Annotated in this window: 11 protein-coding genes and 3 tRNA genes; 4 read left to right on the forward strand and 10 right to left on the reverse strand. The window is 55.4% G+C overall.

What is annotated here, in order from left to right; translation table 11 throughout:
- Window positions 1-51: 51 nt before the first annotated feature.
- The 3 genes from CPY64_RS02105 to bioB all read right to left on the reverse strand — a co-directional run bounded on the left by CPY64_RS02105 (window position 52) and on the right by bioB (window position 3,105).
- Window positions 52-1,071 (reverse strand): BMP family protein, encoded by a 1,020-nt coding sequence (locus CPY64_RS02105; RefSeq protein ID WP_052362917.1) that lies wholly within the window; start codon window positions 1,069-1,071, stop codon window positions 52-54.
- 164 nt (window positions 1,072-1,235) lie between these two features.
- Window positions 1,236-2,087: an EamA family transporter gene (locus tag CPY64_RS02110; RefSeq protein WP_042483175.1), complete on the reverse strand. Its 852-nt coding sequence runs from the start codon at window positions 2,085-2,087 to the stop codon at window positions 1,236-1,238.
- 1 nt (window position 2,088) lies between these two features.
- Window positions 2,089-3,105 carry a biotin synthase BioB gene (gene bioB, locus CPY64_RS02115; RefSeq protein ID WP_042483178.1) on the reverse strand — a complete coding sequence of 339 codons (1,017 nt, stop codon included), beginning with the start codon at window positions 3,103-3,105 and terminating at the stop codon, window positions 2,089-2,091.
- A 288-nt stretch (window positions 3,106-3,393) separates the two neighbouring features.
- Between bioB and CPY64_RS02120 the strand changes: the two genes are divergently transcribed.
- Complete coding sequence (locus CPY64_RS02120; RefSeq protein ID WP_042483181.1) at window positions 3,394-3,816, forward strand: acyl-CoA thioesterase; 423 nt, start codon at window positions 3,394-3,396, stop codon at window positions 3,814-3,816.
- On the opposite strand, the gene CPY64_RS02125 is transcribed toward CPY64_RS02120, so the two are convergent.
- The 4 genes from CPY64_RS02125 to CPY64_RS02140 form a co-directional block, all read right to left on the reverse strand.
- Window positions 3,793-4,275, reverse strand: coding sequence for a DUF3293 domain-containing protein (locus tag CPY64_RS02125; protein WP_042483185.1), 483 nt, complete (start codon window positions 4,273-4,275; stop codon window positions 3,793-3,795). The two genes, CPY64_RS02120 and CPY64_RS02125, sit on opposite strands and share 24 nt — an antisense overlap.
- Window positions 4,276-4,390: 115 nt before the next feature.
- Window positions 4,391-7,453, reverse strand: a complete 3,063-nt coding sequence (locus CPY64_RS02130; protein WP_042483187.1) for an efflux RND transporter permease subunit — start codon at window positions 7,451-7,453, stop codon at window positions 4,391-4,393.
- Window positions 7,450-8,535 carry an efflux RND transporter periplasmic adaptor subunit gene (locus CPY64_RS02135; RefSeq protein ID WP_042483190.1) on the reverse strand — a complete coding sequence of 362 codons (1,086 nt, stop codon included), beginning with the start codon at window positions 8,533-8,535 and terminating at the stop codon, window positions 7,450-7,452. The genes CPY64_RS02130 and CPY64_RS02135 overlap by 4 nt, the downstream gene beginning before the upstream one ends.
- 54 nt (window positions 8,536-8,589) lie before the next feature.
- Window positions 8,590-9,201, reverse strand: a complete 612-nt coding sequence (locus CPY64_RS02140) for a TetR/AcrR family transcriptional regulator (protein ID WP_042483193.1) — start codon at window positions 9,199-9,201, stop codon at window positions 8,590-8,592.
- A gap of 211 nt (window positions 9,202-9,412) precedes the next feature.
- Here CPY64_RS02140 and hxsB point away from each other — a divergent pair, with 211 nt between their 5' ends.
- The 3 genes from hxsB to hxsA are packed head-to-tail and all read left to right on the forward strand — an operon-like array spanning window position 9,413 to window position 12,620.
- Window positions 9,413-10,870: a His-Xaa-Ser system radical SAM maturase HxsB gene (hxsB, locus tag CPY64_RS02145; RefSeq protein WP_042483196.1), complete on the forward strand. Its 1,458-nt coding sequence runs from the start codon at window positions 9,413-9,415 to the stop codon at window positions 10,868-10,870.
- Window positions 10,870-12,000 carry a His-Xaa-Ser system radical SAM maturase HxsC gene (gene hxsC / locus CPY64_RS02150; RefSeq protein WP_042483199.1) on the forward strand — a complete coding sequence of 377 codons (1,131 nt, stop codon included), beginning with the start codon at window positions 10,870-10,872 and terminating at the stop codon, window positions 11,998-12,000. The genes hxsB and hxsC overlap by 1 nt, the downstream gene beginning before the upstream one ends.
- The gene (gene hxsA, locus CPY64_RS02155; RefSeq protein ID WP_080723723.1) at window positions 11,997-12,620 is read left to right on the forward strand and encodes a His-Xaa-Ser repeat protein HxsA; all 624 of its coding nucleotides are present in this window, start codon (window positions 11,997-11,999) and stop codon (window positions 12,618-12,620) included. The genes hxsC and hxsA overlap by 4 nt, the downstream gene beginning before the upstream one ends.
- A gap of 179 nt (window positions 12,621-12,799) precedes the next feature.
- Here the strand turns inward: hxsA and CPY64_RS02160 are convergent.
- The 3 genes from CPY64_RS02160 to CPY64_RS02170 all read right to left on the reverse strand — a co-directional run bounded on the left by CPY64_RS02160 (window position 12,800) and on the right by CPY64_RS02170 (window position 13,076).
- A tRNA-Asp gene (locus CPY64_RS02160) sits at window positions 12,800-12,876 on the reverse strand.
- A 23-nt stretch (window positions 12,877-12,899) separates the two neighbouring features.
- Window positions 12,900-12,975, reverse strand: a tRNA-Glu gene (locus CPY64_RS02165).
- Between the two features lie 25 nt (window positions 12,976-13,000).
- A tRNA-Ala gene (locus CPY64_RS02170) sits at window positions 13,001-13,076 on the reverse strand.
- Window positions 13,077-13,127 lie beyond the last annotated feature (51 nt).

The raw sequence follows: 13,127 nt of genomic DNA on the forward strand, positions 1-13,127 counted from the left end.
ACTCGTAAAAAAACCCAGGCTTGGCCTGGGTTTTTTATCTTTGCCCGGATCTTAAATCTGGAATTCAGGCCCGTTAAATTCGGCCTCAACCTCAATCTTGCCAGCCAGAATATCCTGCTGCAGCGCTGCAATACGCTGACGCACGGCATCCGGTGTGTCCGGAGCCATGATCAAGCGCACGGCGTCGGGTTGCTGCAGGCCAACCTTGAAGATCTTGCCGGACTCAAACTTGTTTTCGCTCAGATCCTTGCAGGCTTCAAAAACGCCAATGCCCACATCCGCCCAGGCCGAACCCACAAACACATCAGGTTCGCGAGCGACCCAGTCAATCACATTGCCAATTTCCTTGATGCCCAGCTCGCGGCAAGCCTGGGTGGTGCCACTGCGGCCCTTGTTCAGCATGGTGTAGATAATGTCCGCACCGGCTTTGGCCTGCGCCTGGGTGACGCGGGCGGCCAGTTCAATATCATCCTGATTGCCGGAGAAGTTCGTCAGCAGCTTCACATCTGGATTGGCGTGCTTGACGCCAGCGGCGTAGGAAGCGCGGGCGCGCAAGCCAGGTGGCACCCGTATGCCGGACTGGTGGGCTACCACGCCGGTCTTGGTCATCAGGGCGGCGTAGGCACCGGCCAGCCAGGCGGACTCTTCCTGACGAACGTCGTAGCTGCTCAGATTGCTGGCGGTGACAGCTCCTTGCGTGATAACAAAGCGGGTTTCCGGAAACTCCTTGGCCACCGTCAGGGCGGCGTCGGTATTTTGACCGCCGTGGGCGATCAGCAAGGCGGGCTTGTATTGAGTCGCCAGTTCGCGCAGGGCGGCAATTTGCGCCTGAGTTTCGTTGGCTACCTGGTCTTTGTAGTGGCCGGTAATGGGCAGTTGGTCCGTGGCTTTCTTGAAGCCTTGATAACCGGCTTGCATGAAACCGTTGTCATCAATGTGGCCACAAAACAAGGCAGCGACTACGGGTGTGTTGGCCGCCAGTACACTGCGGCTTAGCCAAGGGGCAGCCAGCGCGCCTGCCCCTGCGGAAGCGGCGGCCAGCAGTAATTGGCGACGGGTAAATCCGGTCATGATCATGTCTCCTGTGTAGTTTCCGACGTGGGCGTCGGTAAAAATCGTTTTTTTCTAATCTACAGGAGATGAAAAGCAGCGCTCCCCGAAGTTTTAAATGTCAAATATAAGAATTCGCTTATAGTGCGTTTTTGCGGGCGTGTATGAGACACGCCCGGAACTGTTTAACGCGGAATCAGGGCCACGATCGCGCCTATTGCCAGGGCAACCCCCACCATATTGAGCGCGCTGAGTTTTTCTTTGAAGAAGCCCGCTCCCACAATGGCCCCCAAGGCAATGACGCCAATGTTCATGGCTGAGAACACCAGGGTGGGATTCTCCGGGAAAATCTGGTGAGCGCGGATGTAGAAGAAAATATTCCCGAAATTCAGCAAGCCCAGTACCAGACCGGCCAGCAGGCTGCCTCGGTGCCAGACCGTACGCTTGGCCAAAAGCCAGCACAGCATCAGCACTCCTGCCAAGGAGAAGGACACGACCAGACTGCTGGAGAAGGCAGCCCCGGCTTTGGAGAGCTGTTTGAACATGATGTCGATCACGCCGTAGCCCAGCCAGACAGCCAGCAGCATCAGGGCCGGATGTCTGGCGCCCGTGTCCTGCTTACTGGTTTGGTGGGGGCGTATCAGCAAGCACAGCAGGGCGGTCAGAGCCAAGCCTATGCCTAATAGCTTCTGGCCACCCAGATGCTCGCCAAACAAGAGAAAAGCTGCCAGCAGGGGAAGGAACAGGGACAGACGCTGGGCGGCATCGCTCAACACAATACCGGCCTGTCGTACTGCTGCCGCCATGAACAGAAAGACACTAGGCAAAAGCACGCCCAAGGCAATCAGAATCCACCAGGGCGTGGAGGGATTGAGCAGGCTGCTGGGGTGGGGTTGCAGCAGTACCAGGCTAAGCGTGACGGCCACCCCGTAGTTGACCACGATGGCCTGGGCCACATCGATCTGCCGCTGACGAGCGACTTTCAGCAGAATGGAAACCGCCACACTGCACAGAATGCTGGCAATCAGGGTGAGCATATTAGAGGGCCTCGACCATAGCGCGTGGACGGGCTTGTTCCAAAGACAAAGGAGGTTCGGACAGTGTGGTTTTGGCCGCTTCCAGCTGCAGGCGGGCAAACAGGTCCTGGTCCGCCACAAACTGCGGGTTGCCGGTCGTCAGCAATTGCTCGCCATAGAAAATGGAGTTGGCACCCGCCATAAAGCACAGAGCCTGGGTGCTGTCATCCATGGTTTCGCGACCCGCTGACAGGCGTACGGCGCTGGTGGGCATCAGGATACGGGCAATGGCAATGGTACGTACGAACTCGAAGGGGTCCAGATCATCAACCTGGTCCAGCGGTGTGCCCGGCACTTTTACCAACTGGTTGATAGGCACGGACTCGGGATAGGGGCGCATATTGGCCAGCTGAGCCAGCAGACCAGCACGCTCGCGACGGCTTTCGCCCATGCCGATGATTCCGCCGCAGCAACTGTTCAACCCGGCTGCGCGTACGCGTTCCAGTGTGTCCAGTCGGTCCTGATACGTGCGCGTGCTGATGATCTGGCCATAAAACTCGGGAGAGGTGTCCAGGTTGTGGTTGTAGTAGTCCAGACCGGCATCTTTCAGGCGCTGGGCCTGACCGTCTTTCAGCATGCCCAGGGTGACACAGGTTTCCAGCCCCATCGCTTTGACGGCGCTGACCATATCAATGACCTGATCCAATTGTTTTTCTGTAGGAGAACGCCAGGCAGCTCCCATGCAAAACCGCTGTGCGCCCTGTGCTTGGGCCGCGCGGGCCGCTTCCAGTACCTGCTCCAGGGGCATCAAGGGTTCGGGTTCCAGCTCAGTCTGGTATTTGGAGGATTGCGGGCAGTAGGAGCAATCCTCGGGACAGGCGCCTGTCTTGATGGACAGCAGGCTGGAGAGCTGGATTTGATTGGCCGGGTGATGCTGTCTATGTACGGTCTGCGCCTGGAACACGAGGTCCATAAAGGGCAGCTCGTACAGCTCCATGATGCGACGAATCGTCCAGGGTGCGGGGGTATTTACAGACATGGCAGGCTACCTTATTCAGTGACGCGGCTATGCTAGGTTATCTGTCTGTGAAAGACGACTCCAGGGCCTGTCTGATAGTGAAGGTTTTCGCTGCCAAGGGGCTTATCTCAGTGATAGTTAAGCGAAATTGTTGCTAACTTTGCTTAATTTGCTTTCTTGTGGTCGATACAAATTGTTTCTTCGCTATTGTTTTCAAAATGTTTCCTCGATTGGTTCAGCACCTGATTACCTCGGGCTTGAGCTTTTCATCCGAGGTAAACTGACAGGCGATTTTGCGAGAGGATAAGCATGCATGTGTTCGAGCGCCGCATCACCGTGGAATGGGGTGATTGCGATGAGGCCGGGATTGTTTTCTACCCCAATTATTTTTATTGGTTTGATTGCACGTATCAGGCGTGGTTGCGGCAAGTCGGTTTAAGCCAGCGAGTCTTGCGACAAGAATATGATGCGGTAACGCCTTTGGTGGACGTCGGTGCCAACTTCCGTGCCCCCGTTACCTACGACCGCGAGATCCGCGTTTGCGTGCAGGTGGCTCAATGGCTGGAGCGTCGCTTCAAGCTTGAATATCAAGTCTTCAATAGGGATGGTGTGCTGGTCGCAACCGGCCACGAGTGGCGCGCTTGGGCACAGGTTTTGCCGGAAGGGCGGCTGAAAGGGGCAGCCATTGCTGAAGGTTTCCGCCAGCGTTTAGAAGGGAACGGGGCTGTTTAAATCGGCCTGATCAGACACGGGCAGGCGCTGCTGCACTTGATGCAACTGCGGCTTGCCATTGAGCGGGATATAAACAAAAGCCAATTGCTTGAACAGGCGTGCTTGCCAACGCGCTTGTTGCAGGCTGATGTCCAGCACCAGCAGGCTGGGTTCGTCCGGCCATTTGCCTTTGGGGTCCAGGTTCACGGCGGGCCACCAGCGCAAATCCAGCTTCTGCAAATCGCGCAGCAGGCTCTCCTGAACCGCATCGTTGAATGCACGGCTGCAAATTTGCGCGCCTGGATTGCAGGCCGTCAAAATCGCCGCGCCACGGCTGTTTTCTTGTTCCAGTAATTGGTTCAGCGGGCGGTTGAGCTGGCCGATGCGCACGTCCATATCGCCCTGTGGGCTGTGTACACGGTAGATCGCCTTCTCGAAAGCGTGAGACAGGGCGGCGGGCAGGTCTTTCTGTGTAGACATAAGCTATCTTGCGTCGTTCTGTTCTCCGGACCCACAAGACTGGCAGTGGGATGCATGGTTTGTTTGTGTTCAAACCACGCATCCATTATTTACACAGTTTCAGCCTTCAAGCAAGTTATGAGACGCGTGGATCCTGGATTCGATTCCAGATCGAATACAAGCTGGGCAAGAACAAGAGCGTCAGGATGGTGCCAATGGCCGTGCCGCCGATCAGTGTCAGAGCCATGGAGCCCCAGAACACGGAGAAGGACAAGGGGATGAAGGCCAGCACCGCTGCCAGTGCCGTCAGAATAACGGGGCGGGCACGCTGTACCGTGGCCTCAATCACGGCATCGTAGGGGGATGCGCCTTCGGCCCGGTTGGTCTTGATCTGTTCAATCAGAATCAAGGTATTGCGCATCAGAATCCCCGCCAGACCAATCAGCCCCAGAATTGCGGTAAAGCCAAAGGGCTGCTGGAAAATCAGCAAGGCGGGCACGCTGCCGATCAGGCCCAAGGGGGCGGTCAGGAACACCATGATCATGTTCGAGAGCGAGCGCACCTGAACCACGATAACCAGCAGCATCAAGGCAATCATGACCGGGAAGACGGGCAGCAGCGCGTCGTTGGATTTCTTGGCCTCGGCGGTAATCCCGCTCATCTCGATCAGGTAGCCAGGGGGCAGGGACGCCTGCAAGGAAGCGAACTCCTTCATCACCCGATTGGCCACTTCTGCCGGTTGTACGTGCGGGGCAATATCACCTCGTACCGTCATGGTGGGCAGGCGGTTGCGACGTGCCAGCTTGGGCTCTTCCTGCATGATTTCCAGCTTGCCGACTTGCTCCAGGGGCAGGTTCCGGCCCTGGTCATTCATGACGGTCAGACCGGAAAGACGGGTTGGATCATGGCGGTTGATGGCCGAGCTGCGCGCCACAACCAGCACATTACGCAAGTCCTCGCGGTATTCCGCAACGGTTGTGCCATCCAGCTGCAACTGGATTTGCTCGGCCAGACTCTGGCGATTCAGGCCCAAAGCTTGCAGACGTTGCGGGTCCACATCCAGCTTCAGGACGGGCACACGCGAGCCCCAGTCCACGTTCACCTGGCGCATGTCCTTGTCGGCACGCATGACAGCCATGGCTTGTTCGGAAATATCACGCAGCTTGTCCAGATCGGGGCCACGCACCAGAAACTCCACCGGGTATTTGGTGGATGGCCCGAACACCAACTGAGTAGCCCGAACTCGTGCTTCAGGGGTCAGACCATCGGCCACCACCTGGCGGAAGCGTTGCAACAAGGCGTCGCGGTCGTGATGATCGGCCGTCAGCACCACCAGACGCGCAAAGGAAGGGTCAGGCAGTTCAGGGTTGTAGGACAGGAAGAAACGCGGTGCACCTTGACCGGCATAGCTGGTGACCAGCCTGGTTTCGGGTTGTTCGCGCAACCAGCTTTCCACCTTGCGAGTGACCATCTGGGTGGACTGGATGCCGCTGCCTTCGGGCAACTGCACTTCTACCAGCAGCTCGGGCCGGTCAGAGGTGGGGAAGAACTGCTGCTTGACGAAGCCCATGCCCACCGCCGCCAGCACGAAGGCAGCCACCACGATGCCGGCTACCAGGTATTTGTGGTGTACCGACCAGGCAATCATGCGGCGCAGACGCATGTAGTTTGGAGTGTCGTAAATGGCTTGGTGACCGCCAGGACGGGCAGGAATCGCGGGCAGCAGTTTCACGCCCATGTAGGGGGTGAAGGCCACGGCAACCAGCCAGGACGTCAGCAGGGCGGCGGCCAGAATCCAGAAAATATTGCCGGCGTATTCCCCGGCAGAGGAGCGGGCAAAGCCTACCGGCAGGAAACCGATAATCGTCACCAGTGTGCCGGACAACATGGGGGCTGCCGTATGGTTCCAGGCATAGGCGGCCGCCTTCAGGCGGTCCATGCCTTCTTCCATTTTCACGATCATGATCTCGATGGCGATAATGGCGTCGTCCACCAGCAGGCCCAGCGAAATAATCAGCGCGCCCAGCGTCACCCGGTCAAACACCTTGCCCGTCATCATCATGATGACGAACACCATGGCCAGCGTCAGGGGAACGGCCGCTGCCACCACAATGCCCACACGCCAGCCCATGCTGACCAGACACACCAGCAGCACCACGCTCAGCGCGGCAAAGAACTTGAACATGAACTCGCCCACGGCGGAGGCAATGTTCACCGACTGGTTGGTGACCGTATCCAGCGAGAAACCCAGGGGCAGGGCAGCGGCTATATCTTCCCGTGCCTTTTCCAGATCCTTGCCCAGATACAGGCCGTTGTAGCCCTCTTGCATCACCACATCCAGCAGCATGGCAAATTCGGCGTTGTGGTGAATCTCGAAGCTGGGCGGGTCCTCGTATCCTCGGCTGACGGTAGCGATATCACCCAGTCGTAGCGTGTGGCCTTGCACGTAGATATAGGTATTGCTGATGGCCTCTACATCATCCAGCCCGGCGCTGAGGCGCATGTGAATGCGCGGCCCATCGGTGCTGACGGCGCCACTGGCTGTCATAGCGCTGCGCTTGGACAAGGCTTCCAGAATCTGTTGCGGATTGAGCTGCAGATTGTGCAGCTTGGTCTCGTCCAGATCGATAAAGATGCGCTCGCTTTGTTCACCCAGAATATTGACCTTCTTGACGCCGGGAACTTGCAGCAGCTGGCTGCGTACTTTCTCGGCCTCGCGGGTCAGCAGGCGTGGCGGCAGGCCGGGTGCTTGCAGTGCAAACAGGCTGAAGGACACGTCCGAGTATTCATCGTTCACAAACGGCCCTTGCACGCCTTTGGGCAAGCGTGGGGCCTGGTCCTGCAGCTTCTTGCGTAGCTGATAGAACTCGCTTTGAACGTCTGCGGGCGGCATGGTGTCTTTCAGGGTCACCACCATCAAGGCCGTGCCGGGGCGGGTCACCGTTTCTACCTTGTCAAACCAGCGCAGCTCCTGCATGCGCTTTTCCATGGGTTCGGCGACCAGGTCCTGCATTTCCTGAGCGGTGGCTCCGGGCCACATGGCGGTGACGGTTAGCACTTTGACGGTAAAGGCCGGGTCTTCAGCTCGGCCCAGCTTCACGAAGGAGTAAATGCCGGAAGCTGCCAGAGCAATGATCAAAAATAGTGTGATGGCCCGCTCACGCACCGCCAGGGCGGAAAGATTGAAGCGGCCTGTCATGGCTTGGCCTCGCGTGTTTCTGGACGAACTTCCTGGCCTTCATGCAAAAGGTTCGCTCCCAAGGCCACGATGGGCGTGCCAGCGTCAGGGCCCTGGGAGAGGAAGGCGTGTTCCTGGGCCAGCTTGGCAATGGTGACAGGCTGCCAGTGCACGGTTTTCTGATTATCAATGACCCATACGCCGGGGCCTTTGCCGGCATCGTAAATGGCGGTCAGCGGCACCTGATTCAAGGCGTCTGCGTCCGGAGGAGTCAAATGCACGATCGCGCTGGAGCCCAGTCGGGGGCTGATGCTCTGATCCTCAAAAGAGAAACGGGCCTGATAGCTTCGCGTTGCCGGGTCGGACGATTGGGCTAGCTCGCGCAATTGGGCGGGCAGGCTTTCCTGGGAGTCTGTCAGCTCGATCGTGGCACGGGTGCCCAGTGGAATATTCCACTGTTCGGGCAGGCTGACGATCACATCACGTTGGCCGTCCTGGGCCAGGCGCAGCACGGCTTGTCCGGGGCTGACAACCTGGCCAACATCCGCCAGCTGGGCGGTAATAATGCCGCTGGCCTCTGCTTTCAGCGAGCTGTATTGGTCTGCATTACGAGCAATCTCAGCCTGCGCCTGGGCGGATTTCAGATTGGCCTGGGCGCTACGCAGTGCCTGCCTGCTTTGCTCGTGAGCCTGACGAGAGACACCGCCCTGATCCACCAGCAGGGACAGGCGCTTGTAATCCGACTGGGCTTGCTCGGCCTGTGCCTGAGCCGCTTGCACAGCCGCCAGACGCGCGCGGTGATCCAATTGCAGATCCTTGGGGTCCAGTGTCATCAAGAGCTGGCCTTTTTCCACGTGCTCGCCGTTCTGGACCTTGCGCGTATCAATCTTGCCACCTACTCGAAAGGCCAGTGGGCTTTCAGTGCTAGCGCTGACCAGCCCCAGAAAACGTCGCTGCTGATCGGCCTTGGGCTGGATCATGCTTTGAACGACCAAAGGCGCCTGGGTGCGAGGGTCAGCCTCCTGCGTTTGTTGGCTGCACCCCATCAGGACCAGGGCGGCGGACAAACTCAAGACGGGGCTAAGAGAGCGAAGAAGAGCCATGCAGGACTCCGGGTAGGTAAATAGTTGGATGAACTGTAACTTGGGGCGTGATGTTCAAGGCATCAGGCTGCGCAGGATAAGCTGCGTCACCACCAGCAAACCCTGTCGGGTTTTTTCAGGGGGATGTATTTCCAGCAAGACAGGGTGCAGGCAGGCGGTCAAGGCAAACAGGATGCCTTGCACCACCTCGTCCAAAGGCGTGCGACGTTCAAAGTCACCGCTTTCACGACCCGCACGCACCAGGGCGGTGATCTGGGTCAGTAAGTCCTCTCTGTGCCGGTCCACCGTTGCCCAGTTGTTTTGCAGTGCCTCAATCACCACTTCTTGCATGCGGCCTTCCTGCAAGAACAGCTCCAGGCTTAGGTTGCAGGCAGTTTCAATGAAATGGCGCAGACGTTCAATCGGCGGCAAATCACCTTCAACAATCTGCTGCAATTGCACATGCATGCCATTGAGCACGGAATGGCAGATTGCTTGGCCGATAGCCTGCTTGGAGTCGAAAAAACGGTATAGATAAGCGCTGGAGACGCCTATGGATTTGGCCAGGCTGGCAACAGAGGTCTTGCGATACCCGTAGAGCCGGAAATGCGTATTGGCCTGCTCAATGATCTGTTCGCGGCGATGATGCTCGGTCGGACCACGCTGGCCCAGAGTACTGGCTGGCATAGAAGTTGAATGTTGAAGTAACGATAACGCAATACATTAACTTCAACGATCGGATACGACAAGAGAATTGTCAGTTGTATGGGGGGAGGGGGGGAGGTGTTCGTCTTGTTTGTTTGCTTAATTTGAGTCCTTCGCTGGCAAAGGGAAACCCCCATAAATCATTGGTGGTTTCTGTGTCAAAATTACTCAATAATTACGATCTTTATAATCAATGTTGGGGTTTGGGGGAGCGACGCCGCCTATTAATCAAGTGCTTCCATACTTTAAGCGGCGTCTTAATGGTCATTGCTTGGTAGTGAGTTCTTCTGGTGATCATCTTTTTTTGAGCGATCAACAAGTTCAGATATTGGATAGTGGTCAGGTTCACCTTTTTCCTTTAGAGGCCCAGGCACAATTAAAATCTCGTTTCTTTATTGCTGAGAACGATTGGCAGGGTTCTCGTCGTTTGTTGGTATCACGCAAAGCTGCACGCCATGAAACTGTAGAGACAGGGGTGGGATTGCATATCATTGTGCTGACATTGCAATGTGCACACTCTTGTCAGTACTGCCAAGTTAGCCGTTCCTTGGCTGATACGGGGCATACGATGTCCTTGGAAAACTTGCTAGAAGCTTGTCGCAGCATTTTTCAAAGCCCCGCTCAGTCCTTGACTGTCGAGTTTCAGGGTGGTGATCCTCTGCTGAGATTCGACCTGCTTGAAAAAGCGATTCTCTATATAGAAGAGTTAAATCAGAATTTTGGTAGAAAGATCCGATTTGTAGTTGCATCGACTTTGCATCAACTTACGGAGTCGATGTGCCTGTTTTTTCAAAACCATCAGGTTGTCCTTTCGACAAGTATTGACGGACCAGCGGCATTACATAATCGTAATAGACCTATACCTGGTCGAAATTCTTATGAGCGAACCCTACAAGGGATAGAGCTGGGACGTCGTATGCTGGGGGAAGAGTCGGTTTCAGCATTGATGACAACAACTAAGCTGTCTTTGTCCTTTCCTGAAGAAATTGTGGATGAATACGTTCGTTTAGGCTTTAGAGATATTTTTTTGCGGCCGCTTAGCAGTTATGGTTTTGCCAAGCGAAATCAGAGTCTGTTGGGGTACGAGCTGGATAGATTCCATGAGTTTTATCAGCGGGCATTCGAGAGGGTGCTGTACTGGAACCGGAAAGGAGTCGAGCTGCGCGAGGTTTATGCATCCATCATTTTGAATAAGATTTTGTCTCCATTTGATGGGGGCTACGTGGACCTGCAAAGTCCTACTGGGGCAGGGCATAGTGTGATGGTCTACAACTACGATGGTTATGTATATCCCAGTGATGAGGCGCGTATGCTTGCTGAGTCAGGGGACGTGTCTTTGAGGCTAGGCCGTATCGGGGTGCCATTGGATGTGTTGCAGGCGTCACCAACTCAGCAGGCGCTGAGGCAGGCTAGTTTGGTGACGGAGATTGCCGCTTGCTCCGCCTGTGCGTTTCAGACGTTCTGTGCGCCCAACCCGGTGGACTCCCAAGCTCAGTTTGGTGTTGTGGATGCCCCTGTACTGGAAACTGAGCATTGTCTTCGACATCAATGGTTGTTCGACTTCTTTTTCGATCGAGTGAGTTCGGCTACTGAGGATGAATTGGATTTGTTTTATGCGTGGGCGCGTCCTTCTATTGAGGAGGTTTATTAATGCGTCGGGTAAAAGCAAACTTCGAGGCGACCGAGTTGCATGGTGTGTGGCAGGTTGTGAGGTGTGAGGAGCTTGCGTCGCAATGGCGCCCCGACTTGCGCTTTATGGTGCAGGTAGCAAATTCTGTTGAGCGCGAACGGGTCGTTCAGTTCAGGGCGGCAGGCTTAGAGAATGTTGCTTGGGTGGAGTCTGAGGATGTGATGGCAGGAGATGTCCTTGTGCCCGAGCGGCATTTGAATAGAGCGGCCATACTCCATCGCCCATCGGATAAGCATCATGGTTTGCAGTTAACCAATCGTTGTAATAGCTACTGCATGATGTGTTCACAGCCCCCTACGCCGCAGAATGATGATTGGATGGTGCGAGAGGCAGTCGAGGTGATTAGGCATATGCGGCAGTCTCCTGCGGTGTTGGGTTTAAGCGGAGGGGAGCCTTTATTATTAGGCGAGCGCTTGCGAGAGGTATTGGACGCAGTAGCAATCCATCACCCTGATACTCAGGTTGAGGTTCTGACGAATGGACGACTGTTAGCGGACTCAGGCTTGAGCCAAGCTCTTTTGTCTGATCTAACTCCGAGTGTTACCTGGTTAGTGCCTTTATATGGCCATGCTGATTTTTTGCATGATTTTGTCGTTCAAGCGCATGGGGCTTATGAGCAAACGATAGAGGGGCTGTTGAACTTACAGGCACACTCGCAGCCCGTTCAGCTGCGTATTGTATTGATAAGGCCCGTCCTGGAAAATTTGCAGGAGCTATGTGTCTTCATTGGACGTAATTTACCCTTTGTGCGGGAAGTCGCCTTGATGGCGTGTGAGCCTATTGGTTTTGCTTTGGCTAACAGAGAGATGTGCGAGGTTGATCTTGTCGATTGGCATGAGATCTTGTTGAGGGCCACGCGGGAGTTGAGGCGACATTCTGTGCCTTTCCTCTTTATGAACACGCCTCTATGCACGTTGCCGCGAGAGCTCTATGGATATGCACATCAGAGTATTTCTGATTGGAAAAATGTTTACTCAGCAGAGTGCGATGAGTGTGATGTAAAGCCTAGTTGTTCCGGTTTCTTTGCCTGGCATGAGCGTGGTTGGAAGCCATCCAAAACGATAAAACTATTGCTAGAGAATGTGGAATGAGTCGCTTCATTAAAAATATCAGTTTGTTCCTGGCAAGCATTACGCCATTTTCCGTAAAGTCTGCTGATGCGAGAGTGACAGTTACCGACCTGGCGCTCGATGCTTTTTCCCTTCCTCAGGCAGTGCCTTTGCGGCCTCTCAATTTTGAGACAGATAATTTGTTTGCGGCACATCGCTCGCACTCCAGTCATCGGTCTCACTCTAGCCATCGTTCACACTATTCAGGTTCGAGCGGTCGTACATATTCAGCGCCTGCGCGGGTGCCTGTTACACCTTTGTATGGGGGAGGGGCAACGGCCACAACTCCACGCTCGCTTGCGCCATCAAGTGGCCGCTCTTCTTCTGGCGCAGCAGCGGGAGCAGGTACAAGTGCCGCCGGGGCGGTCGGAGCAGCGATGGGGAATGTAGAGTTAACTCGTAGTGAGAAATTGAAATTGCAGGTGATGCGGGTGCAGATTCAGCTTATCTCTCTTGGTTTGTATGACGGGGCTGTGGATGGTGTTCTGGGGGCGCAAACGGTACAAGCACTTAAGCAGTTTCAGCTACTAAAGTCTTTACCGGCTAGTGGTCAGATGACAACTGAAACGATGAATGCTCTGGGCGTGCCAGTAGTGAATTAAAGGCAGCCCGGGTATTCAAGGGATATCTCTGCGGGGTTTTTGCAGTGTATTTGCAGACATATCCCGCGAGGTATATCTCTCTTGAAGGTGAGGTAAGACGAATTAAGAGCTTGCTTGGGCTATTTGTGAAAATAAAAAAAGCCTGACAGATCGAAATCTATCAGGCTTTTTGAATTTTTTGGCGGAGCGGACGGGACTCGAACCCGCGACCCCCGGCGTGACAGGCCGGTATTCTAACCAACTGAACTACCGCTCCGCAGCGGTGCCAAGCAAAAGCTTTGGCGTCCCCTAGGGGATTCGAACCCCTGTACCCACCGTGAAAGGGTGGTGTCCTAGGCCTCTAGACGAAGGGGACAGGACTTACAACTAAATCGTCGTTTTGGTGGAGGTAAGCGGGATCGAACCGCTGACCTCTTGCATGCCATGCAAGCGCTCTCCCAGCTGAGCTATACCCCCAATTTTCTTTACTTCGTTTTTTAACTGCGTCAAAAAACCAAAGTATCGAAA

It is taken from the genome of Alcaligenes faecalis, assembly GCF_002443155.1.
Lineage (GTDB): Bacteria > Pseudomonadota > Gammaproteobacteria > Burkholderiales > Burkholderiaceae_B > Alcaligenes > Alcaligenes faecalis.

Coding starts and splice junctions, on each gene's coding strand:
- CPY64_RS02125 (WP_042483185.1), bottom strand. CDS start 4,275: ATGTCTACACAGAAAGACCTGCCCGCCGCCCTGTCTCACGCTTTCGAG.
- hxsC (WP_042483199.1), top strand. CDS start 10,870: ATGCGTCGGGTAAAAGCAAACTTCGAGGCGACCGAGTTGCATGGTGTG.
- CPY64_RS02105 (WP_052362917.1), bottom strand. CDS start 1,071: ATGACCGGATTTACCCGTCGCCAATTACTGCTGGCCGCCGCTTCCGCA.
- hxsB (WP_042483196.1), top strand. CDS start 9,413: ATGTTGGGGTTTGGGGGAGCGACGCCGCCTATTAATCAAGTGCTTCCA.
- bioB (WP_042483178.1), bottom strand. CDS start 3,105: ATGTCTGTAAATACCCCCGCACCCTGGACGATTCGTCGCATCATGGAG.
- CPY64_RS02120 (WP_042483181.1), top strand. CDS start 3,394: ATGCATGTGTTCGAGCGCCGCATCACCGTGGAATGGGGTGATTGCGAT.
- CPY64_RS02135 (WP_042483190.1), bottom strand. CDS start 8,535: ATGGCTCTTCTTCGCTCTCTTAGCCCCGTCTTGAGTTTGTCCGCCGCC.
- CPY64_RS02110 (WP_042483175.1), bottom strand. CDS start 2,087: ATGCTCACCCTGATTGCCAGCATTCTGTGCAGTGTGGCGGTTTCCATT.
- CPY64_RS02130 (WP_042483187.1), bottom strand. CDS start 7,453: ATGACAGGCCGCTTCAATCTTTCCGCCCTGGCGGTGCGTGAGCGGGCC.
- hxsA (WP_080723723.1), top strand. CDS start 11,997: ATGAGTCGCTTCATTAAAAATATCAGTTTGTTCCTGGCAAGCATTACG.
- CPY64_RS02140 (WP_042483193.1), bottom strand. CDS start 9,201: ATGCCAGCCAGTACTCTGGGCCAGCGTGGTCCGACCGAGCATCATCGC.